The organism is Chondromyces crocatus (assembly GCF_001189295.1).
Taxonomy (GTDB): domain Bacteria; phylum Myxococcota_A; class Polyangia; order Polyangiales; family Polyangiaceae; genus Chondromyces; species Chondromyces crocatus.
The window spans coordinates 6,726,728-6,750,658 of record NZ_CP012159.1 but is presented as its reverse complement, the minus strand read 5'-3'; the positions used below and the strand labels follow the sequence as shown (position 1 = coordinate 6,750,658).

The 23,931-nt window shown below is 68.7% G+C and carries 25 protein-coding genes; 12 read left to right on the top strand and 13 right to left on the bottom strand.

Going from position 1 to position 23,931, the window contains the following annotated elements:
* Positions 1-8: 8 nt before the first annotated feature.
* The 3 genes from CMC5_RS24555 to CMC5_RS24545 are packed head-to-tail and all read right to left on the bottom strand — an operon-like array spanning position 9 to position 2,419.
* Positions 9-626 carry a D-sedoheptulose-7-phosphate isomerase gene (locus CMC5_RS24555; RefSeq protein ID WP_050432710.1) on the bottom strand — a complete coding sequence of 206 codons (618 nt, stop codon included), beginning with the start codon at positions 624-626 and terminating at the stop codon, positions 9-11.
* A gap of 39 nt (positions 627-665) precedes the next feature.
* The gene (locus CMC5_RS24550; RefSeq protein ID WP_050432709.1) at positions 666-1,661 is read right to left on the bottom strand and encodes a GHMP family kinase ATP-binding protein; all 996 of its coding nucleotides are present in this window, start codon (positions 1,659-1,661) and stop codon (positions 666-668) included.
* Positions 1,658-2,419, bottom strand: coding sequence for an NTP transferase domain-containing protein (locus tag CMC5_RS24545; protein ID WP_050432708.1), 762 nt, complete (start codon positions 2,417-2,419; stop codon positions 1,658-1,660). Before CMC5_RS24545 ends, CMC5_RS24550 begins: the two co-directional genes overlap by 4 nt.
* A gap of 89 nt (positions 2,420-2,508) precedes the next feature.
* Here CMC5_RS24545 and CMC5_RS24540 point away from each other — a divergent pair, with 89 nt between their 5' ends.
* From CMC5_RS24540 to CMC5_RS24520, 5 genes are all read left to right on the top strand, one after another.
* Entirely contained in the window at positions 2,509-2,784 is a 276-nt protein-coding gene (locus CMC5_RS24540) for a helix-turn-helix domain-containing protein (RefSeq protein ID WP_050432707.1), read from the top strand.
* A 71-nt stretch (positions 2,785-2,855) separates the two neighbouring features.
* Positions 2,856-3,485 carry an ATP-binding protein gene (locus CMC5_RS24535; protein WP_050432706.1) on the top strand — a complete coding sequence of 210 codons (630 nt, stop codon included), beginning with the start codon at positions 2,856-2,858 and terminating at the stop codon, positions 3,483-3,485.
* On the top strand, positions 3,482-4,048 hold the full coding sequence (locus CMC5_RS24530; protein ID WP_050432705.1) for a SpoIIE family protein phosphatase: 567 nt from the start codon (positions 3,482-3,484) through the stop codon (positions 4,046-4,048). Before CMC5_RS24535 ends, CMC5_RS24530 begins: the two co-directional genes overlap by 4 nt.
* Before the next feature lie 7 nt (positions 4,049-4,055).
* Positions 4,056-4,613, top strand: a complete 558-nt coding sequence (locus tag CMC5_RS24525; protein WP_050432704.1) for an STAS domain-containing protein — start codon at positions 4,056-4,058, stop codon at positions 4,611-4,613.
* A 26-nt stretch (positions 4,614-4,639) separates the two neighbouring features.
* Positions 4,640-6,139, top strand: coding sequence for an HAD-IG family 5'-nucleotidase (locus tag CMC5_RS24520; RefSeq protein WP_050432703.1), 1,500 nt, complete (start codon positions 4,640-4,642; stop codon positions 6,137-6,139).
* A gap of 21 nt (positions 6,140-6,160) precedes the next feature.
* Here the strand turns inward: CMC5_RS24520 and dusB are convergent, their stop codons facing one another.
* From dusB to CMC5_RS47805, 3 genes are all read right to left on the bottom strand, one after another.
* The gene (gene dusB / locus CMC5_RS24515; protein ID WP_050432702.1) at positions 6,161-7,147 is read right to left on the bottom strand and encodes a tRNA dihydrouridine synthase DusB; all 987 of its coding nucleotides are present in this window, start codon (positions 7,145-7,147) and stop codon (positions 6,161-6,163) included.
* Positions 7,148-7,285: 138 nt separating this feature from the next.
* Entirely contained in the window at positions 7,286-7,777 is a 492-nt protein-coding gene (locus CMC5_RS24510) for a CBS domain-containing protein (protein WP_050432701.1), read from the bottom strand.
* 322 nt (positions 7,778-8,099) lie between these two features.
* Positions 8,100-8,369 carry a hypothetical protein gene (locus CMC5_RS47805; RefSeq protein ID WP_245678629.1) on the bottom strand — a complete coding sequence of 90 codons (270 nt, stop codon included), beginning with the start codon at positions 8,367-8,369 and terminating at the stop codon, positions 8,100-8,102.
* Between CMC5_RS47805 and CMC5_RS24505 the strand changes: the two genes are divergently transcribed.
* The 3 genes from CMC5_RS24505 to CMC5_RS24495 are packed head-to-tail and all read left to right on the top strand — an operon-like array spanning position 8,268 to position 11,117.
* The gene (locus CMC5_RS24505; protein WP_245678584.1) at positions 8,268-8,477 is read left to right on the top strand and encodes a Smr/MutS family protein; all 210 of its coding nucleotides are present in this window, start codon (positions 8,268-8,270) and stop codon (positions 8,475-8,477) included. The two genes, CMC5_RS47805 and CMC5_RS24505, sit on opposite strands and share 102 nt — an antisense overlap.
* A complete protein-coding gene (locus CMC5_RS24500) occupies positions 8,470-9,954 on the top strand; it encodes an amidase (RefSeq protein WP_245677724.1) in 1,485 nt (494 codons plus the stop codon). The genes CMC5_RS24505 and CMC5_RS24500 overlap by 8 nt, the downstream gene beginning before the upstream one ends.
* Entirely contained in the window at positions 9,951-11,117 is a 1,167-nt protein-coding gene (locus CMC5_RS24495; protein ID WP_050432700.1) for a saccharopine dehydrogenase family protein, read from the top strand. Before CMC5_RS24500 ends, CMC5_RS24495 begins: the two co-directional genes overlap by 4 nt.
* 112 nt (positions 11,118-11,229) lie before the next feature.
* On the opposite strand, the gene CMC5_RS24490 is transcribed toward CMC5_RS24495, so the two are convergent.
* On the bottom strand, positions 11,230-13,161 hold the full coding sequence (locus CMC5_RS24490) for a hypothetical protein (protein ID WP_050432699.1): 1,932 nt from the start codon (positions 13,159-13,161) through the stop codon (positions 11,230-11,232).
* Between the two features lie 197 nt (positions 13,162-13,358).
* On the opposite strand from CMC5_RS24490, the gene CMC5_RS24485 reads away from it, so the two are divergent.
* On the top strand, positions 13,359-13,760 hold the full coding sequence (locus CMC5_RS24485) for a response regulator (protein ID WP_169796643.1): 402 nt from the start codon (positions 13,359-13,361) through the stop codon (positions 13,758-13,760).
* A 212-nt stretch (positions 13,761-13,972) separates the two neighbouring features.
* On the opposite strand, the gene gyrA is transcribed toward CMC5_RS24485, so the two are convergent.
* From gyrA to CMC5_RS24470, 3 genes are all read right to left on the bottom strand, one after another.
* Positions 13,973-16,588, bottom strand: coding sequence for a DNA gyrase subunit A (gyrA, locus tag CMC5_RS24480; protein WP_050432697.1), 2,616 nt, complete (start codon positions 16,586-16,588; stop codon positions 13,973-13,975).
* 42 nt (positions 16,589-16,630) lie between these two features.
* Positions 16,631-17,785, bottom strand: coding sequence for a hypothetical protein (locus CMC5_RS24475; RefSeq protein ID WP_050432696.1), 1,155 nt, complete (start codon positions 17,783-17,785; stop codon positions 16,631-16,633).
* A gap of 77 nt (positions 17,786-17,862) precedes the next feature.
* Complete coding sequence (locus CMC5_RS24470) at positions 17,863-18,507, bottom strand: hypothetical protein (RefSeq protein WP_050432695.1); 645 nt, start codon at positions 18,505-18,507, stop codon at positions 17,863-17,865.
* An 87-nt stretch (positions 18,508-18,594) separates the two neighbouring features.
* On the opposite strand from CMC5_RS24470, the gene CMC5_RS24465 reads away from it, so the two are divergent.
* Both CMC5_RS24465 and CMC5_RS24460 read left to right on the top strand, forming a co-directional pair.
* Complete coding sequence (locus CMC5_RS24465) at positions 18,595-19,512, top strand: nucleotidyltransferase family protein (RefSeq protein ID WP_050432694.1); 918 nt, start codon at positions 18,595-18,597, stop codon at positions 19,510-19,512.
* A 108-nt stretch (positions 19,513-19,620) separates the two neighbouring features.
* On the top strand, positions 19,621-20,490 hold the full coding sequence (locus CMC5_RS24460) for an AraC family transcriptional regulator (RefSeq protein WP_063796636.1): 870 nt from the start codon (positions 19,621-19,623) through the stop codon (positions 20,488-20,490).
* On the opposite strand, the gene CMC5_RS24455 is transcribed toward CMC5_RS24460, so the two are convergent.
* From CMC5_RS24455 to CMC5_RS24445, 3 genes are all read right to left on the bottom strand, one after another.
* Positions 20,477-21,526, bottom strand: a complete 1,050-nt coding sequence (locus tag CMC5_RS24455; protein WP_050432692.1) for an NAD(P)-dependent alcohol dehydrogenase — start codon at positions 21,524-21,526, stop codon at positions 20,477-20,479. The two genes, CMC5_RS24460 and CMC5_RS24455, sit on opposite strands and share 14 nt — an antisense overlap.
* Before the next feature lie 130 nt (positions 21,527-21,656).
* Positions 21,657-22,280 (bottom strand): hypothetical protein, encoded by a 624-nt coding sequence (locus CMC5_RS24450; RefSeq protein WP_050432691.1) that lies wholly within the window; start codon positions 22,278-22,280, stop codon positions 21,657-21,659.
* Positions 22,281-22,336: 56 nt separating this feature from the next.
* The gene (locus CMC5_RS24445; protein ID WP_050432690.1) at positions 22,337-22,732 is read right to left on the bottom strand and encodes a RidA family protein; all 396 of its coding nucleotides are present in this window, start codon (positions 22,730-22,732) and stop codon (positions 22,337-22,339) included.
* Positions 22,733-22,906: 174 nt separating this feature from the next.
* On the opposite strand from CMC5_RS24445, the gene CMC5_RS24440 reads away from it, so the two are divergent.
* A complete protein-coding gene (locus CMC5_RS24440; protein ID WP_050432689.1) occupies positions 22,907-23,803 on the top strand; it encodes a LysR family transcriptional regulator in 897 nt (298 codons plus the stop codon).
* Positions 23,804-23,931 lie beyond the last annotated feature (128 nt).

Genomic DNA, 23,931 nt, shown 5'->3' with positions numbered 1-23,931 from the left:
ACCTCGCGTCAGGCTTCGGCCACGAGCTGACGAAGCCGCTCGCAGATCAGGTGATGGTACACCTCGTGGAACCCCTCCACGTGCGGCGTCGACGTGGTGCCGCCCCGGGTGGGAGGGACGATCACGCTCGCATCGGCCATCTGCCGGAGCGCTCCCCCATCGTAGCCCACCAGCGCGACGACCTTTGCCTCGGCGCGCTTCGCGCAGTCTGCCGCCGACACCAGGTTCTGGGACCACGGACCTGCCTTGTCGGCGCCCGAGCCTCCATGGACGCTCAGGCAGACGAGCACGTCTCCCGCGACGATCCGGCCTTCGAGCTGCTCCAGAAAGATCCGGTTGAAGCCCACGTCGTTCGTCAGCGCGCTGATGAGCGCAGCGTTGTCGCACAGGGAGGTGCACTTGAAGCGGCGCTTGCCTTCGACCCACGTGAACTTGGAGATGTCACACGCCAGGTGGCTCGCGTTCGCGGCCGAGCCGCCATTCCCGCAGGTGTAGATGGTCCTGTCCTGCTGGTAAGCGCTGAACAGGACCTCGATGACCGCGGCGAGATCGTCGCGGCGGGTGGCCAGCGCGATCTCGGCCGTCTCGCGGAGGTACTGATCGACGAACGCTTCGGTCGTGGACATGGCCGATGTATAGCCGGGCCCCGAGCCGGCTGCCCAGATCTACGACCGGTGCAGGTTCGCGACGATGCGCGCCCCGTCGAGGTCGAAGCGGAACCGGAGGATCCGGAGCCCCCGCCCGATCATCGTCTCGATGACACGGCGCCGATCGCCTGGCCGGACGTAGAACATGAAGAACCCACCGCCCCCGGCGCCCATCAGCTTGCCGCCGAGCGCTCCGGCGGTGCGGGCTGCCTCGTAGTGCTCGTCGATGACCGGATCGGTCATCTTCGAGGCCAGCCGTCGCTTCTGGGTCCAGTGGAGATGGAGCAGGTCGCCGTACTCGTCCAGCGCTCCTGCCACGAGGAGCCGTCGGACCTCGTGACCGATCTCCTTGATCCGGTGCATGCGCTCGATCACGTCGGCCTCCAGCTGCGTGATGCGCTCCCGCTGCTCGCCGAGCACCACCCGGGCCGGTCTCTCGATCCCGCTCCACACGATGAGCAGGTTCGACTCCAGCTCCTCCATCACCTCGTCACGAACGGGGACGGGCTCCACGTGAACCGAGCCATCGGTCTCGAAGGTGAACGCCGTGATGTTTCCGTAGGCCGCAATGTACTGATCCTGCCGACCGACGGGCTCACCCAGACGATCCATCTCGATCGAGCAAGCCTCCCGTGCGAGCTGCTCGGAAGAGACGAAATCCCGCTTGTAGGTGTGGAGCGCGTTGAGAAGCGCGACCGTGAACGAACTCGAGGAGCCCAGGCCCGAGTTCGCCGGGAGATCGGCCACGCTGGTCAGCTCGATCGAATGCTCGATTCCCACGAGCCGCAGGGCCTCACGGAAGATGGGGTGCTCGATGGCGTCGACGGAGGGGACGATTTCCGTCTTCGAGTAAGCGAGCCGGATGTCGCGATGAAATCGCTTGTTCGCCGTGACGTAGATGTATTTGTCGATGGATGCGGAGACCAGGTATCCGCCGAAGCGATCCGAGTAAGCGGGCAAATCAGTACCCCCACCGCCCAGTGAGAAGCGCACGGGGGCGCGGGAGACAATCACGAACGCTGCTCTCTTTCCGCCGGCCTCACCGGCGCCGCTCCGCCCAGGAACGCTTCCAGAGCTTGCAGGCCGGACTCGGAGCCGATCTCGTGGAATCGCGTCGCCACGGGGAAGGCGCGCAGTCGACCGCGCGCTGCGAGTTCCTGCTGCACGGCGTCCAGTCCCATGACCTTCCCCTCGGGTAGCGCCGCGATGACCTCTCGACGCAGCGCCATCGCGCCGTAATCGATGTGATCGAGTTCCGGATCCGGCGGATCGGTCATGGCGCGCTTGTGATAGCGCACCACCTGGTCCTCCCGGATCGCCGTGTTCGAGGCGTCGAACCGATCCTGATTGCGGTAGACCGCCAGGGTGCCGAGGGCTGCTGGATGCTCCTCCAGATCGCGCAGCGGGGCGTGATAGTCGAAGGGCAGATAGGAGTCCCCGTAGGTCACCAGGAACGTCGGGGCGAGGCTCGGCAGGGCGGCGCGCAGGGCACCGGCCGTGCCCAGCCTCACGGGGCCTTCATCCGAGTACCGAACGTCGAGGGGTCCCCAGCGCTCCCCGATGACCTCGCGGATCTCGTCGCCGAGGTGGCTGATGCATAGCATGACCTCTCCGAAGCCGGCCTCGACCAGGCGATCGAGGAGCCAGGCGCCGAAGGGTCGACCAGCCACCTGGAGCAGGAACTTGGGCGTCCGGGTGGTGCGCGGAGACATCCTCGTCCCCAGTCCCCCGGCGAGGATCACGGCCTGGGGGGGTAGGGGAGTGGGCGCCACGGGGTCGACCTATCACGGACACACACATCCCGTAAAAATCGTCGCCACAAACTGTACGGCCGTTCAGACGGCCAGGTAGGCTGCGCATCATGGATACCAAAGAGCTCGCCCCCCACGTGCTTCGGGCGCTGTTCGACCTCCAGTCGGAAGGCGCTCTGGTGAACCTGCAGGTCCTGACCGATCTGCTCCGCGTGCGACGCGGTGACATCCGCAAGGTCATCACGTCGCTGCATCGGGAGGGGTACGTCGACGCACTTCACATGCGGTTGACACTCCGTGGCTATGCCCTGGGCGCTGCGTTCGCCAGGAGCGAGCTGCGTGCGTTGCGGCGCGTGTCGGGGGCGGCCTCGACTGCAGCGGCGTGATCGAGAAAGCCGGTGCGCGACCTCGACGTGTGATGAGCGCCCCGGTAACCTGACCACCTCGCTGCCACCTGATGACCCCCGCATACGACCAGATCAGGAAGGTGCTGCTCGGCTACCTCTCCACGATGAACGCGGAGGGGCTGCTCACCAGGGCCCTGCGTGAGGCCGAGATCGATCCTGCTCGCTTCACCCTCGATGATCTCGGCGTGCTGCTTCCGAGCATCGAGCGGAGAGCGCGCCTCTACGTGGAGCCGGCCCGGCTTCCACGTCTCAAGGCCGATCTCACCGCCCTCGGAGGCGAGAGACTGGCATTCCACTCGAAGATCCTGCCCATCCGGCACGAGGCAGACATCAGCACGGCGCGCGTCACCGCGAAGGACGTTTGCGACGGTGCCGGGGCGAGAAGCTTCGTCTCGCACAAGGTCGCCACGGCCATCAGCGAGCTCGCTCGCAACATCGTGCATTACACGCCTGGAGGGAGCATCGAAATGATCCTCCGCCGGGATCCGCCGGCTCGTTTCATCGTCGTCGCCCTCGATCAGGGAGCTGGGATCACCAACCTGACCGAGGTGCTCGCTGGTCGGTACCGGAGCAAGACCGGGCTCGGCCGCGGCTTGCTCGGCGTCAAGCGCCTTGCCGATCGCTTTCACATCGACTCCGGGCCTCAGGGGACCCGTATCGAGATCGAGGTTCACCTGTGAAGGTCTCGATAGATTATCTCATCATTCCGAAGGACGGCGAGCAGCAGTCCGGAGACGCCGTGTTCACCCGGCGCATCGACGGCGTGGACCTGTTCGTCGTGATCGACGCTCTGGGCCACGGCGATCGTGCTGCCGAGACCTCGGCGGTGGGTCTGGATGCCCTTGCCGAATCTTCGCCCACCGCCAGCGTCAGCGAGCTCATCGACCTGCTCCACACCCGGCTTCGCGGTACCCGCGGCGCTGCCGCCATGGTGTGCGTCTGCAAGGACGGCAAGCTCGAGGGATGTAGCGTCGGGAACGTGGAGCTGCTCAGCCTGGGGACCCGGATCCCCTGGGTGCCGAGCCCGGGAATTCTAGGCGCCTCCCTCCGCCGCACGCGCCTGTTCGAGGTCCAGCTCACCCCCGGGGATCGCTTGATCCTCCTCTCCGACGGCGTCTCCCCGCGCATCGATCCGTCCGCGCTCAGGGGGCAGAACGCCAAGGAGGCCTGCCGCACGCTGATGAGCAAGTACCGCCGCCCTCACGACGACGCGACCGTCATGGTTGCCGACATCGAACCGTAGAGATTCTATGGAGCTGAAGCGTCTACCGATCATCAACCTGTGGGATCGCATCCTCGTCCCGCTCCAGGGGGACGTGACCGACGACCTCGCCGAACAGCTCAACACGGACGTGCTGCGCGCGATCCATGAGAGCGGAGCGAAGGGGCTCGTGATCGATCTCACGGGCGTCTGGATCATGGACAGTCACTTGTGCGCGGTGCTCACCAACCTGGCCGCTGCGGCCAGATTGATGGGCACCCCGACCATCCTCTCCGGACTCAGCCCGGAGATCGCGATGACGCTTCAGGCGATGGGCGTCGAGCTGGCGGCGGTACGCACGGCGTTGACCCTGGAGCAAGCGCTGACCATGCTCGGCCTCGAGGTGCGCCGCGCCGAGGACGGGGAGCGCGACGAGGAGCCTCCCCGGGCCCAGCAAGAAGACCCCGCGGCGCGGCCTCGAGCTGGTTCCTCGGCCGGGACCGCCCCCGCTTCCCGGGTGTTCGGTGCGCAGACCCGCCCCAGCACGTCTCCTCCTCGCGCCCAGCCACTGTCACTCCCGGCCCGGTCCCGCGGCCGCGGCTTCTGAACTCGTCAGACTTCCAAGATTTCACGATGACCGCGACGGTAACTCCCGACGTTCTCTTTTCCCCTCCGCCCCGCGCTCGCGGGATCTACTGCAACCGAACGCTGAACCTCCGGTCGATCAAGGCGATCGGATACGACATGGACTACACCCTGATCCATTACAGGGTGGAGACCTGGGAGCGGCGTGCCTACGAGTACCTGCAGCAGCACCTCGTCAGCCAAGGATGGCCCGTCAGCGAGCTGGCGTTCGATCCAGAGCTGGTGATCCGCGGCCTGATCCTGGACACCCAGCTCGGCAACCTGCTCAAGGTCAATCGCTTCGGTTACGTCAAGCGTGCGTTCCACGGCACCCGGGCACTCGACTTCGAAGAGCAGCGCCAGATCTACACCCGGACCATCGTCGATCTCTCCGAGTCACGCTGGGTCTTTCTGAACACCCTGTTTTCGCTGTCGGAGGGGTGCATGTACGCTCAGCTCGTCGACCTCCTCGACGAGCGGCGGCTACCCGGGGTGCTCGGCTACACCGACCTGTACCGCCTCGTGAAGCAGCAGCTCGACGCGGCGCACATGGAGGGGGCGCTCAAGGACGAGATCATGGCCGACCCGGATCGCTTCGTGGAGCTCGATCCGGAGACCCCTCTGGCGCTGCTGGATCAGAAGCACGCCGGCAAGCGGCTCGTGCTCATCACCAACTCGGAGTGGATCTACACCCGGTCGATGATGCGCTACGCATTCGACGCCTTCCTGCCCGAAGGCACGACCTGGCGCGATCTGTTCGACGTGGTCATCGTGGCCGCGCGCAAGCCCGAGTTCTTCTCGGTCCGAAGCCCCCTGTTCGAGGTGGTCACCGAGGAAGGGTTGCTACGCCCTTCCCAGACGGGCGTCCGCCCGGGAGGCTTTTACTTCGGTGGCCACGCCGGCCAGGTCGAGCAGCACCTCGGCTTGAGCGGGGACGAGATCCTCTACGTGGGGGATCACATCTACGGCGACGTGCACGTCTCCAAGAGCGTGCTCCGCTGGCGTACGGCGCTCATCCTGCGGGAACTCGAGGAGGAGATCCGCGCCATCGACAAGGCGCGTCCGGACGAGGCGAGGCTCTCGACCTTGATGGGCCAGAAGGAGCGGCTGGAGCGGGGCCTCGCGCGGCTCAGGTTGGAACAGCAGCGTCGGCGCATCGGCTATGGGCCCGCAGGCGAGTCCGAAGAGGAGCTGGCAGCCCGAGTCACCGAACTCAAGACCGAACTCGTCGCGCTCGACGCGCGCATCGCCCCGCTCGCGCGGGCCTCCGGAGAATACCCGAACACCCGCTGGGGCCTGCTGATGCGCGCCGGTAACGACAAGAGCCATCTCGCCCGTCAGATCGAGCGGTCCGCCGACATCTACACGTCGCGCGTCTCCAACTTCCTCTTCACGACGCCGCACCTCCTCATCCGGTCTCATCGGGGCACGCTCCCCCACGATCCGCTGGGCGAGGACAGCTCACCTGGCCGGCCGGACGAGGCATCCGGGCCCGTGGGCGAGGCGTAGTCAGGGCCTGCGCGACTGCGCTCAGGCCGCCAGCCGCTGCCCTGCCGCGTCGAGGATCTGCAGACAGCCTTCCAGGGAGTCACAGAAGAGAAGCTCGCGGCGCAGCGCTGCGGCCCCGGGGAGACCACGCAGGTAGCCGCTCAGGTGCCGCCGCGTCACCCGTACCCCCGCGTGCTCGCCGCGGGTCTCCACGTTCGCCATGAGGTGCCGTCGGCACAGATCGAGGCGCTCCTCGGGGGTGGGCAGCACCGGCTGCTCGCCGCGTTCGATGAGCGCCCTGGCCTCGCGGAAAATCCAGGGGTGGTCGATGGCCATACGCCCCACCATCACCGCAGCGCAGCCCGTCTCGCGGAGGGCGCGCTGAGCATCCTCGCCGGAGCGGATGTCCCCGTTGACGATCACCGGGATGCTCACCACCTCGCGGGCGCGTGCCGCCCAGCTCCAGTCGGCCGCGCCGCTGTGGCCCATCTTCGCCGTGCGACAGTGGATGGTCAGGGCTGCGACGCCCGCGTCTTCCAGGCGCCTGGCGAGATCGATGATCGGCATCTCGGACTCGGGTCCCAGCCCGATCCGCGTCTTCACGGTGACCGGCATCGACACGCTCTTCACCACCATCCGCGCCATCTCCACCATCGCGGCAGGATCGCGGAGCCAGCCGGCGCCTGCGCCGCGCCCGGCGATCTTCGGCACCCAGCAGCCGCAGTTGATGTCGATGAAGGCGGGCTGCGCCTCCTCGGCCACGGCAGCGGCCTCGGCCAGCCGCTCCGGGTTGGAGCCGTAAATCTGGATCGCCGTCGGCGTGTCGTCGTCCGGCAGCACCATCTTCCGGCGCGCGGTCCGGCACCCGCGGAGCAACCCCTCCACGTTCACGAACTCGGTGTAACAGAGCTCGGCGCCCAGGGACCGGCAGAGCCTGCGGAAGACGACGTCGCTCACGTCTTCCATGGGCGCGAGGAGGACGGGGTGGGCGGCGAGGAGCGTGCGGAGCTGATCGATCGAAAGAGGCACAGCGTGGCCCCGGGCCAGAAGGGGCGCGCGGGGGCGGCGAGTCCTAGCCCGCGGCCCGCGCGAAGTCCAGACCACCTCCAGCGCCGTGGTCGAGCCTCGTCCGTGGCTGGCTGCGCTCGCGAGAAGCCCCGCGACCGATCAGCTCGTCAGCTGGGCCCCCCACCGCTCCCCGTAACCCACGGCGAATTCGGGATCCGGGTGCATCTCGCGCCGGGCCTCGAGCGCGTAGTCGCCCTCCTGCACGTGATCACCCTCCGCCAGCGCGCGCATGATGTCCATCGGCGTCAGCATGCCGACGAGCGCCCCCTCTTCGGTGACCACCACGGCCCGGTGGATCTTCTCGGCGACCATCAACCGCACGGCCGTCATCACCGGGTCGCCTGGCCGCACCGCGTACACGACGCGGCTCATCAGGCCATCGATGGTGTACCGCGGCTCCTTCTCGTAGGCCCTGCCTGGGGTCACCAGGTCGCTCTTCGACACGAGCCCCACGATTCGACCTGCGTCGAGTACGGGGGCTCCGCTGATGCCGCACTCGCTCATCTTGCGAACGGCTTCCATCACCGAGATCCCTGCATGCAGGGTGTGGACGTCGGTCGTCATGATGTCTCGTACGCGCAGCGTCTTCATGCCGTCCTCCTGGTGTCAGTGTCGTGCTGGCAGGGCCTGACCCGGGCAGGAGCAGAACCCTGAAAGCAGAACCCTGAAGTCGCAGGCCGAGCAAGAATTAGTCCCACCTCACGATTGCATTTCCGAACCGCGGCCAGACGTGAATCGCTGGCCTGAGAGAGCGGGTCACCGTGCGTGATGCGCCCGCTGACCGTCGGCGACGTGCCGACTTTGCACGCTACCAAGCTGGCTCGAGCGCCGCTCCCTCGGCTACATAGAGACGGTGCTTCGGTGGTTTCACGCACTCTTCTCCCGTCTGACCGAGCGGCCCGCGCCTCGGACCTCAGGCCGGGGGGATCGTGGGGAAACCGGAGACGAGGGCGAACCGCCCCTGGACGAGGACGACGAGGCGGCGCTCGATCCCGACGCCATCGCCGTCATGCCGATCGAGGATTCCATCGATCTGCACACGTTTGCGCCGCGCGACATCCCCTCGGTAGTGGAGGAGTACCTGACCGAGGCCCAGGCCCGCGGGTTCGACGAGGTGCGGGTCATTCACGGCCGCGGCAAAGGCGTGCAGCGGCAAGTCGTCCGCCGCGTGCTCTCCCGCCATCCTGCCGTCCGCGATTATCGCGACGCGCCTGCCACCCGCGGCGGCTGGGGCGCGACGCTCGTTTGGCTCGAGCCGCCACCCCCTGGAGAATCCGACCCACGTGCTTGACCCCCTGCTGCTCCTCTCCGCCACCCGCCTCGCCGCCATGATCCGCGCTGGCGCTGCCTCGTCCGAGCAGATCGTCGACGCGCACATCCGCCACATCGAGCGCGTCAACCCGGTGATCAACGCCATGGTGGCCACGCGCTTCGACGCCGCGCGAGAAGAAGCTCGCGTCGCGGACGCCCGTGTGGCCACCGAGCCCGTCGAGTCGCTCCCGCCATTTCACGGCGTCCCTTGCTCGATCAAGGAGAGCTTCGCCGTCGTCGGCATGCCCAACTCGGCTGGCCTCCTCGCGCGCGCAGGGCTGCGTGCCAGCGAGGACGCGGTCACCGTCACCCGCCTCCGCAATGCGGGCTTCATCCCCCTCGGCGTCACCAACACCCCCGAGCTGTGCATGTGGATGGAGTCGAACAACCGCGTCTATGGCTGCTCCAACAACCCCTACGACCCCCGTCGCACCGTCGGAGGCAGCTCGGGAGGCGAGGGGGCCATCGTCGGCGTGGGCGGTGCTCCCATCGGCCTCGGCTCCGACATCGCCGGATCCATCCGCATGCCCGCCTTCTTCAACGGCGTCTTCGGCCACAAGCCCACCGGCGGCCTCGTCCCCAGCTCCGGCCAGTTCCCGCGCCCCTCGGGCGACACGCTCCGCTACATCACCACCGGCCCCCTGACCCGACGCGCCGAGGACCTCATGCCCCTCCTCGCGCTCCTCGCAGGTCCTCACCCCGACGATCCGGCCTGCACCGTCTTCCCCCTGGGCGATCCGAGCACCGTCGACGTCGCCTCGATGGTCGTCCACGTCATCGAGGGTGACGGCCTCCACCGCGTGCACCCCGACCTGCTCGACGCTCAGCGGCGCGCCGCCCGGGCCCTCGCTCAGCGCGGCGCCACCGTGCGCCCCGCGCACCTCGCGCACCTGTCCCGCACCCTCGAAATCTGGAGCGCGATGGTCGCCGCCGGCAACCTCGTGTCCGACCACCCCACGCCCTCCTTCGCCGAGCTGCTCGGTGAAGGCCGCCGCATCTCCGTCGCCCGAGAACTCCTGCGCCTTCCCCTCGGCCGCTCCCCCCACACCCTGCCCGCGCTCGCCCTCGCCTTTCTGGAAGACGTCGGCAAGCGCCTCCCGGGCCGCATGGCGCAGGCCGAGAAGCTCGGCCTCGAGCTGCGCGCCGAGATCGCCGAGCTGCTCGGCGACCACGGCGTCCTCCTGTACCCCCCCCACCCCGTACCGGCCCCTCTCCACGGCCACTCGCTCTATTCGCCCCTCCGCTGGGCCTACACCGCCATCTTCAACGTCATGGAGCTGCCCGTCACCCAGGTCCCCCTCGGCTTGAACCGCGATGGCCTCCCCCTCGGCGTCCAGGTGGTCGCCCCGCACGCCCGCGATCACATGTCCATCGCCGTCGCCCAGCAGCTCGAGAAATCCCTCGGAGGCTGGACTCCCCCGTCATTCTCGGCCCCGTGGTATCAGGCCAGGCGATGAACCGCGACCGCACCCATGACATCGTCCTCTTCGGGGCCACCGGTTTCACCGGCCGCCTCGTGGCCGAGTACCTGGCGCGCCGTGCCGGCGCCTCGCCCTTCCCGTGGGCCGTCGCGGGTCGAAGCGCACAGAAACTCGAGCGCCTCCAGACCGAGCTCGGCCTTCCCGCCAGCGTCGGCGTCATCGAGGCCGACGTCGCGGATCCTGCCTCCCTCGCAGCGATGGCGCGACAGGCCCGGGTGATCATCACCACCGTCGGCCCCTACGCCAGCCATGGCGAACCCCTCGTCGCCGCCTGCGTCGCCGAGGGCACCGACTACGTCGACATCACGGGTGAGCCCGACTTCGTCGACCTCTGCCTCGAGCGTTACGACGCCCCCGCCCGTGAAAAGGGCCTGCGCATCGTCAACTGCTGCGGCTTCGACAGCATCCCCCACGATCTCGGCGCCCTCTTCACCGTCGAGAAGCTGCCCGCTGGCGAACCCATTCACCTCGAAGGCTTCGTCCGCGCCCAGGGGACCTTCTCCGGCGGCACCTTGCACTCCGCCATCGGCGCCATGGGCTCGATGCGCCATCGACCCAAGCGCCCCCCCTCCACCCCTTCCTACGAGCCCGCCCCCCGCAAGGCCCGCGGCATCAAAGCGCGCATCCACTACGACCGCGACCAGCGCGCCTGGGTCTGCCCCCTGCCCACCATCGACCCCCAGATCGTCCTGCGCAGCGCCCGCGCCCTCGACGCCTACGGCCCCGACTTCCGCTACGGCCACTACGCCCAGGTCCGCTCGACCTTCAAGCTCGCGGCCGGACTCGCCGGCCTCGGCGCCCTCCTCGCCCTCTCCCAGATCCCCCCCGCCCGCGCCCTCCTCGGCAAGATCCGCAACCCCGGCGAAGGCCCGACCGCCGAAGAACGCGCCCGCGCCTGGTTCCAGGTCACCTTCCGCGGCAAAGCCGCCACCCGTCAGATCGTCACCCGCGTGAGCGGAGGCGACCCCGGCTACACCGAAACCGCCAAGATGCTCTCCGAGTCAGCCCTCTGCCTCGCCCACGACCGCGACCGCCTTCCGCCCCACACCGGCGTCATCACCCCCGCCATCGCCATGGGCAACCTCCTCATCGACCGCCTCCAGCAAGCCGGCATCCGCTTCGAACTCCTCGAAGGCTGATCCTCCATTCCACGACCACCCCATCCCACTGGGGCTTCAACCCGTCGGCGTGCAGTGTGTGCATGCGCGAGGCGTGGGAGGACCCGTGCCGGAGCGCCGGGATCCGCGCCCCTCAGCGCCACCCCCGCAATGCGGCGAGCTGCTCCTTCAGCCACCCGCCACCCGCGAACGGCTTCACACTCACCCCATCCGCACCCAGCTGAAGGCCGGCCGAGAGCGGTCCACTCTCGATGAGAAAGGCCCCGCGATCGTCATCCTGGCGCCGCTCCAGCAACCCGGTCACCCGCTGAGACCCGGCGATGGCCTGCACCCCCAGCGAGAGCCGCGTACCCTGCTTGTTCACGTTCACGTCGGTGTCCACCTGCTTCGACGAGATCAGCGGCTTCGACCAGCCGGGCAAGAGATCCATCCCCACCAGCGTCCCCACGAACGGATCCAGATCGCGCATCGCCACCTTCGCGTTGCCACGCACATCGATGCTCCTCCCCAGCCGGACCTTCACCCCGCTGAAGCGAGCGCGCGCCCACCAGTCCTCGTAAGCGGATTCTCCCGCGCGCACATGGGCCTTCCCGATGCCGGCGGTGCCCTTCAGCGTCGCCGTCTTCCCGACGAGATCGACCCCCTCCACCTCGATCTTCGCGCCCACGCTCGCCCCGAGCGCGAGCTGCTTCCAGCTCCCGGCGGCGTTCCAGACATCCACGTGCAGCGAACCTCGTCCGGGCTGACCGCGGTGCCCCGAGAGGGCCCCGCGCAACGCCGCCGACCCTCGCGTGAACTGCACGGGACTCTGACGGTCGGGGAGCAACCGCCGCAGATCGGGGACGCGCACCGACGGAAGCTGAAGCGCATAGTCCTCGACCAGCCAGGGCTCGAGGAGGCTCGCGGGCATCTCCAGCGTGGCGCGCGCTCCGTTCACCACCGCCACCGGGCCGCCCGAAGGACGGGCCCAGCGCAGGGTGGCGTGGTCCACGTCACCCGACAGATGGGTGCGGCCCTCGTGCACCCGCAGATCGGCCTCCAGGGCGGCCGTGGCGCCCCCATCGAGGGTGTCGACGTCGAGCCGTTCCGTCGCATAGCGAGCGCGGCTGCCTTGCGACAGCACGCCGCGGTCGACCCGCACATCGAGCGACAGCGCGCCGCTCCCGTCGCGGAATCGAGGGAAATCGTCTCCCGTGAGCGATCGCATGAACGAGAGCCCCGGCACCTGCGCCTCCAGCATGGCGTGCAGCTGGGTCGCCTTCAGCATCGTCGCCACGTCGGCGTACTCCATGTCGGAAGGATCGACGGACGCGAACAGGTAGCCCTCCATCCCCCGCAGCACCGCGTGATCCGCGGTCTGAAGCTCCCCGGATCGGATCTCGACCCCTGAAGGATCCAGCGAGAACTTGCGCAGCGGCTTGAAGTAGAAGCCGCTCCTGGCGTGCATGTCGCCGGTGTAGCGGTAGCCCTCGACCCAGATCTCCTTGATCTGGGCGTCGATGTTCTCCAGGTGTGCGGTCCAGAGATGGTAGTCCGCGTCCGTCGGCTCCAGGACAGGGCCCACGAAGGCGAGCGGAGGATCGGCGAACCCGGCGATGGGGGGCAGGGCCCTGGCGTACGCGCTGTCGGCGACCTCGTCGCTCACGCGGAACCGCAGCTTGAAGACCACCCCCTCCGCGCTCACACGCGTCGCGTGGTAACGAAGGTCGAACAGCTCTGCCAGCTCCACCTGGACCGAGGCCTTCTCGATGTCCATCGACCACTGGAGCACCGTGTCCTGGCCCGTGATCTTGAAATTCCGGACCCGCGCGTGCCCTGGCCACAGCGACCAGGCGACGTCGTAATCCATCGTGAACGTCTCTGGGTCCCAGCTCACGAGACGCTTCAACCCCCCGAGACCCAGGAAAAGATTGCCCAGAACGAGATACAGACCTTCGAGCAAGAGCAGTGACAGCACGAGAAGTTTCATCCCCCAGCCGATGCAGGCGGCGTACGCCTTCACCCCGGTGGGCTGAGGGGGCTCGGAGGGCTCGGAGGGCTGCGGGATGGGGTTGATGGCGGGCACGGGGGGACCTTGGCGGAGAGCGCGCCTCAGGCATGCAGGATGGCTCGGCGGCGCCTCGACCGAAGACGTGGCAGGACGCATGCCAGGACCATCTGCTCCAGAACGACCGCCTCAGGGTCCACGCGCCACCTTCGGTGGCACCGGCCCGCCCGGGACAAGCATGGAACGCGGCGCTGTGGTACTGCTGGGTCACCACCATGCCGTCCCGCCGAAGAACCAAGGTGCTCATCGTCGACGACAGCTCGATCATCCGAGAGGTGGTGCGGTGTGTCCTCGAAGAAGAGGACTACGAGGTGATCGGGCTCGAGAGCCCCATCGGCTTCACGCGCGCGCTCGTCCTGGAGAAGCCGGATCTGGTGCTGATGGACGTGAGCATGCCTGCGCTCACGGGCGACAAGCTCGTCGAGATCACGGCCCGCAGCGGCCTGCATCACTGTCCCATCGTGCTGTTCTCTGACCGGCCGGATCTCGAGCTGGCGCGTCTCGCCGAGGAATGCGGTGCATCGGGGTACATCCGCAAGACGCAGGAGACGTCGCTGCTCGGCCTCAAGCTCCGACGCTTCTTGCCGAGCCGGACAGCGACGCCGATCCCGGCGTGAAGCAACACCAAGCGTGAATCCGTGATGCGTGCGCCACGCGGCCTTCCGCTCAGGGGGCGCGCGCACGTCGTCGCGCGAGCCTGATGAGCGCGTCACTGCTCGCGCAGGAGCGGCGTGGGCGTCGATGGGGGGAGGGGAGGCGAGCGGGCGCTGGGGGCGCCGGGTGACCGGGGAGGCGTCCGGCGTCGCGCCGATCGTCCCCCCGGGAGGTGTCAGGCTTCCGGCGTGGGATCGGCGCTGTGGCCGTTGGCACCGGCAGAGGCCTCGGGCGGCGTGGCGCCCTCTGCGTGCTCGGTGGACTCCGAGGAGTCCGAGTCGGCGGCGAACGCCTCGATGGCGACCACGCGCTCGCCGTCGTCCACGTTCATCAGGCGCACGCCCTGCGCGTTGCGGCTGGTCTCGCGGATCTCGCTGACCTTGGTGCGGATCATCTGCCCCTTGTCGGTGACGAGCAGCACCTCGTCGGTGGTGCACACCATCGCCACACCGACGACGGGGCCGTTGCGCTCGCTGGCGTCGATCAGGATCACGCCCTTGCCGCCGCGGCTCTGCTTCCGGAACTCCTCGATGGGCGTCTGCTTGCCGTAGCCGCGCTCGCACACGGCCAGCACGCGATCGCGGCCGTCGCCGCTCGTGCCCATCCCGACCACCTCGTCGCCCTCTTCGAGCTCGATCGCCTTCACGCCCATCGTGGCGCGGCCGGTCGCGCGGACCTGCTCCTCCGAGAAGCGGATGCTCATCCCGGTGCGGGTGGCGATCACCAGCTCTTGCGTCCCATCGGTCAGCGCCGCCACGAGGAGCTGATCGCTCTCCTCGATGCGCACCCCGATGATGCCCTTGTCGCGGTAGTTCTCGTACTCGAGCAGCGCCGTCTTCTTGATCTGCCCACGGCGCGTCACCGTGACGACGAAGCGACCCTCTTCCAGACGCGGCACGGACATCACGGCCGCCACCTTCTCGCCGGGCTCCATCCCCACGAAGTTCACGATGGCGCGCCCCTTGGCGTTCCGCGCGGCCTGGGGGATCTCGTAGACCTTCTTGACGAAGACCTTCCCGGTGTCGCTGAAGAAGAACACGTGGGAGTGGGTCGACGCGACGAAGACCTGGCTCACCCAGTCCTCCTCGCGCGCCTCCATCCCCAGCGTGCCCTTCCCGCCACGCCGCTGCGCCCGGTAAATCGAGGCCGAGGTGCGCTTCACGTACCCCGCGTGGGAGACCGTGACCACCATGTCCTCTTCCTGGATCAGATCCTCCACGTTGATCTCGGCCTCGGCGGCCACGATCTCGGTGCGGCGCTCGTCGGAGAAGCGCGTCTTGATCTCCTCGAGCTCCGTCACGATGACGTTCATCAAGAGCTCCTGGTCGGCCAGGATCGCCCTGAGGCGCTCGATCGTCTTCGCCAGTTCGCCGTACTCCTTGGCGAGCTTCTCGCGTTCCAGACCCGTCAAGCGGGAGAGGCGCATCTCCAGGATGGCCTTGGCTTGCCGCTCCGAGAGGAAGTAGTCGCCGGCCGCGTCGGCCTTCTCGCACTCCTCATCAGGGCGGCCGGCGCGGCGGAGGAACTCGCCGAGCCCGCGCAGGGGCAGTGCGCACAGGCGGGTGCGGGCCTCGTCGGTGTCGGCGGACGCGCGGATGGTCGCCACCACCCGGTCGATGTCGGTGGTGGCCATGCCCAGGCCTTCCACCAGCTCGCGCTGCGACTCGGCCTGGCGCAGCTCGAAGCGGGTCCTCCGCGTCACCACCTCGCGGCGGTGCTCGATGAAATGCTCCAGCGTCTCCTTCAGCGACAGCACGGCCGGGCGACCCTGCACGATGGACAGGTTGTTCACCCCGAACGTCGTCTGCAGGTCGGTGAGCCGGTAGAGCTGGTTCAGCACCACCTGCGGGAACACGTCCTTCTTCAGCTCGATGACGATGCGCATCCCCTCGCGGTCGCTCTCGTCGCGTACCTCGCTGATGCCCTCGACGCGCTTCTCCTTCATGCACTCGGCGATCTTCGCGACCAGCCGGGCCTTGTTCACCTGGTAGGGGATCTCGGAGATGATCAGCGCCTCGCGGTCGCCCTTGTGCGTCTTCTCGACCGAGCTCCGGGCGCGCATGGTGATCGAACCACGCCCCGTGGTGTAGGCCTGCAGGATCCCGCTCTTGCCGTAGATCAGCCCCCCGGTGGGGAAGTCGGGCCCGTGGACGTGCTGCATCAGCTCGGGCAGGGTGACCTCGGGATTGCGGATGATCTCGATGGTGGCGTCGATGATCTCGCCCAGGTTGTGGGGCGGGATGTTGGTCGCCATGCCGACGGCGATGCCGCCGGAGCCATTCACGAGGAGCTGGGGGAATTTCGCCGGCAGGACCACCGGCTCGAGCTCGGAGTCGTCGTAGTTCGGCGAGAAATCGACGGTCTCCTTGTCGATGTCGGCGAGCAGCTCGACTGCGACGCGCGCCAGCCGCGACTCGGTATAACGCATGGCCGCCGGCGAGTCGCCGTCGACCGAACCGAAGTTGCCCTGCCCGTCGATGAGCGGATACCGCAGGCTGAACGGCTGGGCCATGCGGGCCAGCGCGTCGTACACGGACATGTCACCGTGCGGGTGGTACTTGCCGAGCACGTCCCCGACCACGCGCGCGCACTTCTTGTGCGCGCCGCCAGGGCCGATGTGTTGCTCGTGCATCGAGAACAGGACGCGGCGGTGCACCGGCTTCAGGCCGTCACGCACATCTGGGATGGCACGACCGATGATCACGCTCATCGCGTAATCGAGGTAGCTGGTCCGGAGTTCGTCCTGGATGCTGACCGGGACCTTCTGCTGGATATTGGAAGTGTCTTCCATAGAACCGCTGATGCTTCGGGCAGGTGATGTAGAGAGAAAGAGTCAGGGCGCGGCCGCGCAGGTCGCGAACGTGGTGGTGCCAGGGGACACCTCACCCTGGCAGATCGCGATCGGCGCGCCACCCGCCTCGCCGGGCTCGTACACGGCGCCCTCGTAGGGGCCGGGCGGCAGCGTCGTGAAGCGCGCGCTCTCGGTGCAGTGCAGCGCGCTCGACTCGAAGGCGTCGATGGTCGGCGGGAGTGCGAGCGACGAGAGCCGCACGATGTAGTTGCCGAGCGTGGTCCCGCAGGTGAGCCCGGACGCCTCGACCACCGCGTCGACGGGAATGTTGAGGACCCCGTTCGCCGTCAGCGGGGAGCACACCGCCGAGACCGTGCGGTTCTCGACCGTGACCGCCTCGCAGCTCGCCGCGTACGTCGCGCGCGGGCCATGGGCCTCGATGCGAAACGTGTACACCCGCCCGGCGGAGACGCCCTCCTCGATGCGGATGGGGCCCTCCGGAGGGCAGGGGACGTCGACGATCTCGGCCTGGGCGCCGTCCGAGGGGATCACGTCGAAGCGGGACACCTCACCGCTGCCGTCCTCGGTCGCGCACCGGAGGCTGCCGAGCGTGGCCTGGAGATCGAACTGGATGGCGGTCACCGCGCTCGTCCCCCGATCCGAGACGAGCTGGCAGCCGCCCATGTTGAGCGACGCGCCATCCTGCGCGGCCTGCTCGGCGCAGTCGATGCGCCAGCGCGGTGTGACGTCGGGCAGCGTGGTCCAGCGCCGATCGTCGTCCCGCCGCACGCCGGTACCGAGCTTCATCCTCCGGCTGCCCGACCCGTGACCGCCGCGCGGGACGAGCACGTTGGACGCTTGCTCGTAGCCGTCGACCGAGGCGGCGTACACGTGCCCCGGGACCACGTAGCGGAACTGCGTCTGCTGGGAGCAGGGCAGGGGATCCGACGAGGGCAGCGCGAACGGCGCGCTCGGATCCGTGTGATCGATCAGGGTGGCCACGTAGCTCTGCATGGCGCCTGGCGCGTCGGTGCAGGGCAGGCCGCGAGGGAAGGCGTTCGGATCGATCACGATCGCCGTCGCCGTCTCGAAGGTTCCGAGATCCTCGCTGCTGTTGGCGCAACCGCCGAGGGTCGCCGTGAAGGCGGCCAACCAGGCGGCGCGGGCCAGGGAGGCCAGGGCTCTCGCGCAGACCATTGCGACCCGGAACTAGTCCAAGGACAGGGCCGATGCCACCTGAAATGCAGGAATCGCTCGTGCTGTGACCCGCGTCCTCACGCCCCGCCCGCACCGCCGGCGCCACCGGTGCCGCCCGTGCCACCTGACGCGCCAGCGCCCATGGACGAACCCCCTGCGCCCCCGGAGTTCGCCGGTCCTCCCGATCCGCCGGAGCCGTCCTCGGCTCCAGAGCCGCCGGACCCGCCGGATCCGCCCGCGCCATCACCTCCGGACCCACCGTTGCCACCGCTACCGCCGGAGGGGGGCGTCGCCACGAAGGCGCATGCCTGGAGACGATGCACTTGCTCGGTGATGATCAGGCAAGGAGGGACCGAGCCATCGGCGGTCGGTGCGAGCACCACGCCGCTGCACTCGCCCACCGTCGGCGTCCCCGCGGCGGCGCAGTCGCGAACGGCCTCGACCGCCGCGATGCACCCCTCGACCTCGCTCTCGGCCGGCTCGCCATGCTCCGCATTCTGGATCCCCCGCAGGCACTGGTCCCGGTAGAACTCCCGGCACGTCTTGACCTGCGCCTCGTCGTATCCGCAGACGGAGGCGGCCTGACAGCGTGCGTCCTCGATCTGCCGGCAGGCATCGACGCCCACGGCGTCGGTGCCACATCCAGGCGAGAGCACGGCGCCGAACGCCGAGAGCGCGCCTAGCGCGGCGAGGACAGCGAGATCACGGAAGCGCGAGCGCACGCCTCGGGGGGTAGCACGCGCCCCGGGGGGGCGTCGAATTTTCGGCAGTTTGTCCGTCCGCGCGTGCGGGGAGTAGCGTGCGCGCGCATGACGGGCGCGATGATCCTGGCGGCAGGCTTTGGAACGCGGCTCAGGCCGCTCACCGACGAGCGCCCGAAGCCCCTGGTCTGGGTGGGCGATCGACCCCTCCTGGCCCACGTCGTGGACCGCCTGGCCCGAGGAGGCGTCCAGCATGTGGTGATGAACACCTTCCACCGCGCCGAAGATTTCGGCGCCGAGGCCCTCGGCCCCCTGGCGCTCCCGGTGCACGTCGTGCGTGAGGCGACCATCCTGGGCACCGCGGGCGGGGTTGCGAACGCCGCCGCCTGGCTCGGCGAGGGCGACGCCCTGGTGTGGAACGGCGACATCCTGATCGACCTCGATGTGGCCGCCCTCGTGACCGCCCATGCGCGGCATGCGCGGCACGCGCGGCACGCGCACGCTGGCGTCGCCGCGACCCTGGCCGTGGCCCCCCGCGAGTCTGGGGTGGGGACCGTCGGCGTGGGCGCGCAGGGCGAGGTGGTGCGCCTGCGCGGCGAGCGGTTCGGCGAGGAGGTCGCGGGCGGCGATTTCGTGGGCGTGCAGGTCGTCGGCGCGGCCTTGCGGCGGGACCTGCCACCCGAGGGGTGCCTCGTGGGCGACGTGTACCTGCCCTGGCTCCGGCAGGGCGGCGCGCTGTCGACCTTCCCCGCGCCCACGGTCTGGGACGACGTGGGCACCGTCGCGGCCTACCTGCGGGCGAACGCGCGCTGGTTGCAGGGGCGGCGCGAGGGGGCGTTCGTGGGGGCGGGCGCGGTCGTGGCCGACGGGGTGACCGTCGAGGCGAGCGTGGTCGGCGCCGGCGCCCGCGTCCTCGGGCACGGGACGTTGCGAGGCTGCGTCGTGTGGCCTGGCGCCGAGGTGACGATCGACGGAAGCCTGACCGACGCCGTGATGACCCCGGCCGGACGGGTGGCGCGAGGCTGACCGCAGGACAGGTGGCGCGACGTCGACGCGGCCACACGCGGCCGCCCGAGCGCCTCACGCATCGAACCCCCGGCGCTGCCCGGGATGGTTAGTCTCAGCGTGAGCACGATGAAGGGAATCGAAGAGCTACGCACGCTCGCGCATCGCCTGAGTGGCCAGCCGGGCGAGACGCCCACGGCCTTGCAAGGCGTCACGCTCCTGCGCCTCGACGCGCCGTTGCCGCCGTCTCCCGTTCTCTACACACCGCGCTTGTGCATCGGCATCGACGGGCGAAAGGAGATCGCCAACGGCGAGAAGGTCTACGAGTACGGTCCCGGCGATGAGCTGGTCGTGTCGGTCGCCGTGCCGGTCACCGGACGCATCCTGACGGTCCCCTACCTCGCCTTCGCGATGGAGTTCCATCTCGTCGAGATTGCCCAGATGCATCTCGAACTGCCTCCACCGGAAGAGGCCTCGACGGCGGTGCTCACCGGGCCGGCCAGCCCGGAGCTGCTCGACGCCGTGGTGCGTGCGCTGCGCATGCTCGAGCACCCGGACGAAGTTGCGCTGCTGGGACCCCTCGTGCGTCGCGAAATCCTGTTCCGGGTGCTCAGCGGTCCGCGCGGATCCATGCTGCGCACCCTCGCGCTCGACCAGGGGAACGTCGCACGGATCGCCAGGGCGGTCGCTTTTCTGCGGGAGCACTACGCCGAGCCGATCAGCATCGAGCACCTCGCACGCGACGCGGCGATGAGCGTCACCTCGTTTCATCGCCACTTCAAGGCGGTCACCGCGATGAGCCCGCTGCAGTACCAGAAGCAGCTACGCTTGCAGGAGGCGCGACACCTCCTGCTCGGAGAAGCGCTCGACGTGGGCACCGTGAGCACACGCGTGGGCTACGAGAGCACCACCCACTTCACGCGCGAGTATGCGCGCCTGTTCGGTGCGCCTCCGCGCCGCGACGCCGAGCGCCTCCGCGCCAGGATCACGGAAGCTTGAAGGCCCCCACATCGAGGACGAAGCGGTAGCGCACGTCACCCCGTTCGAGGCGATCGAAGGCTTCCGCGATGGACTCCATCCCGATCAGCTCGGTCTCCGGCAGCACATTCTTCTCGGCGCAGAACGCCAGCATCTCCTGCGTCGGGCGGTTCCCGCCAGCGCCTGCGCCGGCAATCCGACGCCTTCCCACCACGAGGGGGAGCATGTCCACCTCCACGGGCATGGAGATGGCGCCGACGTTCACCAGCGTGCCGTCGTGATCGAGCAAGGTCACATAGGCTCTCAGGTCGTGCGCGACGGGAATCGTGTCCACGATGAGATCGAACGCGCTCTCGTGACGTGCCATGGCCGCGGCGTCGGTCGACACCAGCGTGTGGTGCGCTCCGAGCGCGCTGGCCTCCTCTGCCTTGGCGGCGCTGCGCGTGATGACCGTGACCTCCGCGCCCAGCGCAGCCGCGAACTTCACACCGAGGTGCCCGAGCCCGCCGAGCCCGGCGATGGCGACGCGCATCCCTGGCCCGGTGTTCCAGACCTCGAGCGGCGTGTACATGGTGGTCCCTGCGCACAGAAGCGGCCCTGTCCGGGAGGGATCGAGCGCCTTCGGCACCTGCAGCACGTTGCGGTCCCTCGCCACGATGTGCTTCGAGTACCCGCCGCGCGTCATCTCCCCCGACGACGGATCGAGGCCGTTGTACGTCAGCAAGACGCCCTTCTTGCACATCGTCTCGTCGCCGCGCTGGCAGGGGGCGCATGTCCCGCAACTATCGACGAACGTCCCGATCGCGACGATGTCGCCGGCGCGGTGCCGCGAGACGTTCACCCCGGCGTCGACGACGCGCCCGACGATCTCGTGACCGGGCACGAGCGGGTACTGGCTGACTCCCCAGTCGTTGCGCGCCATGTGCAGGTCGGTGTGGCAGACGCCGCAGTAGAGAATCTCCACGGCCACGTCGTCCGGGCGAAGCGAGCGACGCTTGAAGTGGAAGGGAGCGAGAGGCGTGTCCGCGGAGTGCGCTGCATAGCCGTAGGTGTCCATGGCGGTGGAGCAGACCACCACGCATGCAGCGACCGTGAGCCGGCCACGGCCAACGACTTGCCCGATCCTGCCAGAACGAAGCGAACGGACCGAACCCTCGCGGCGTCCCCCTCCTCCAGCAGCCGTTTGCTCAGCGCAGCCGCCGGACCGGCAGCGCGTCCTTCGCCTTCCCGATCAGCGGAGCGCGTCGCCCCTCGTGGTTGTAGCTCCAGGCGTAGAGGATCCCTGCGATGGCCGAGACGGGGCTCACGAGCCCCAGGATCCACACCAGCAAGAACTTCGGGAGGAGCGCGCAGAGCAGCACGTAGATGACGATGGCGGGGAACGCCTCCTTGAGAGGTGCCGCGTACAGCCAGCCGATGGGACCGAAGAAGAACGACAGCGCCCCCGAGGCGATCAGCGACTTCTTCTCCTCCACCGGCGCAGACCGCGTCGGCAACCCCGCCGCGCGCAGCGCGAGGTTCGCGCCGGACCGGAGCCTGTCGACCTCCCCCTCCAGCCGCTCCCGCCGTTCCAGCTCGGCGAACGTTTCCGGCCCCGATCGTGGCCGGTCCGCGCCCCGCACCGTCCACAAGAGTTCCCCCTGGTCATCCGAGTCGAGCTCGACGAGGCCGCCTTTCAGCATCTCGTCCATCCCCCGCTCGATCTGAGCGCGGGACGCCCGGGTGTGGACCAGGACATTGGCGCGCGTCAGCGGAATCCGGGTCCGGGTCCACAGATCCAGCACCTTGGCTTCGAATTCGCTTTGACGCATCGCTCTGACCCAGGGTCGCAGATGGCGTCATGAGCGTCAACGCAGCGCACGCCGCGCTAGCTCGCGTGCGCGACGGCGCGAATCTCGATCAGCTGATGAGGGAACGCCAGCCCCGCCACGCCGATGAGGGTGCCTGCCGCGCGATGGCCGCCCATGTAGGCCTTGAGCAGCGCCACGCAGGGCTGGAAATGCGCTTTCGTGTCGACGAGAAAGATCTCCAGCTCGGCAATGTTCTCCTTCGTGATGCCGAACCCCGTCAGCACACGATCGAGGTTTTCCAGCGTCTGCCGGGCCTGCACCTCGAAATCGCCCTCGCCGACGAAGTTGCCTTGCATATCGTGGGCAAACTGACCCGAGATGTAGATGGTCCCGTTGACGCTGTAGGCTTGCGTGACACCGAAATCCCCTTCCCAGGGAACACCGTGATCGTACGTCCTGACACTGGTGGTCATCTCTGTCTTCCTTCCTGATCATCTACGCCACCGGGACCGATGCCCCCGTGACCTCGACGCGGCGTTGATTCATGTAGCCGGCCGATTGACGAATGGACGTCCACACAGAAGCGAACCACCCGAGGCGCAGGCCCTGTCCCACGGCCACCCCGGAACCACCGGAACCCCATCCTGATGCTGCGCACCAACCTCAACGATGTGCTCGCCTTCATGGCCGTCGTCGACGCAGGCAGCTTCGTCGCCGGGGGACAGGCCATGGGCCTCTCCCGATCGGCCGCGGGCAAAGCCATCCTCCGCCTGGAAGACCGGCTCGGCGCCCGCCTCCTGAACCGCACGACCAGGACCCTCGGCCTCACCGACGAAGGCCGCGTGTTCCACGAGCGCTGGCTCCAGATCCTCGCCTCCGTCGACGAAGCCGAGGCCAGCGTGGCCGGCCGCAGCGGCGTACCGCGTGGCGTCCTGCGGCTCACCGTCCCCGATGCCTTCGGCCGCCTCGTGGTGCTCCCGCTCCTCCGGAAATACCTCCGCGCCTGGCCCGCCATCCAGGCCGAGGTGAGCTTCACCGACCGCGTGGTCGACCTCGTCGAAGAGGGCTTCGATCTCGCCGTCCGCATCGGCGTCACGACCCCGGACACGCGGTTCGTCTCCCGGGTGGTCGCCCGATTCGAGCCCGTACTCTGCGCCTCACCGTCCTACCTCTCCGAACGCGGCGAGCCGCTCTCCCTCGACGATCTCGCCGCCCACGACTGCCTTTACTTCAGCAGCCGCAACCAGCGGCAGAGCTGGCGGTTTCGCGGCGACGACGGCACCTGGATCAAGGCCCCGGGCCGCAGCCGCTTGCGGCTCGACAGCGGCGAAGCCATCCGGGATGCCGCGAGGGCAGGCCTCGGCATCGGCTTTCTCCCGGACTTCCTGGTCACCAGGGATCTCGCCGCCGGTCGCCTCCGGCGGGTACTCCCCGACCTCGAGGCAGGCGAGGGGAAAGTCGTGGCGCTCTACCCCAGCAAACGCCTCCTGGAGCCGCGCGTCCGGCACTTCATCGAGCTCATGGTCGACGAGCCCGGGCCCTGATACCCCTGCGCTGCTTGCTGGATCTCCTACCAGCGAGCCGCGAACCATCCTGGATCCCGGACCTGCCGGCCCAGCTGCACGGGTGATGGCCGAGGAGTAGCGTGCCTCGCGCGAGCCCCGTGCTTCCA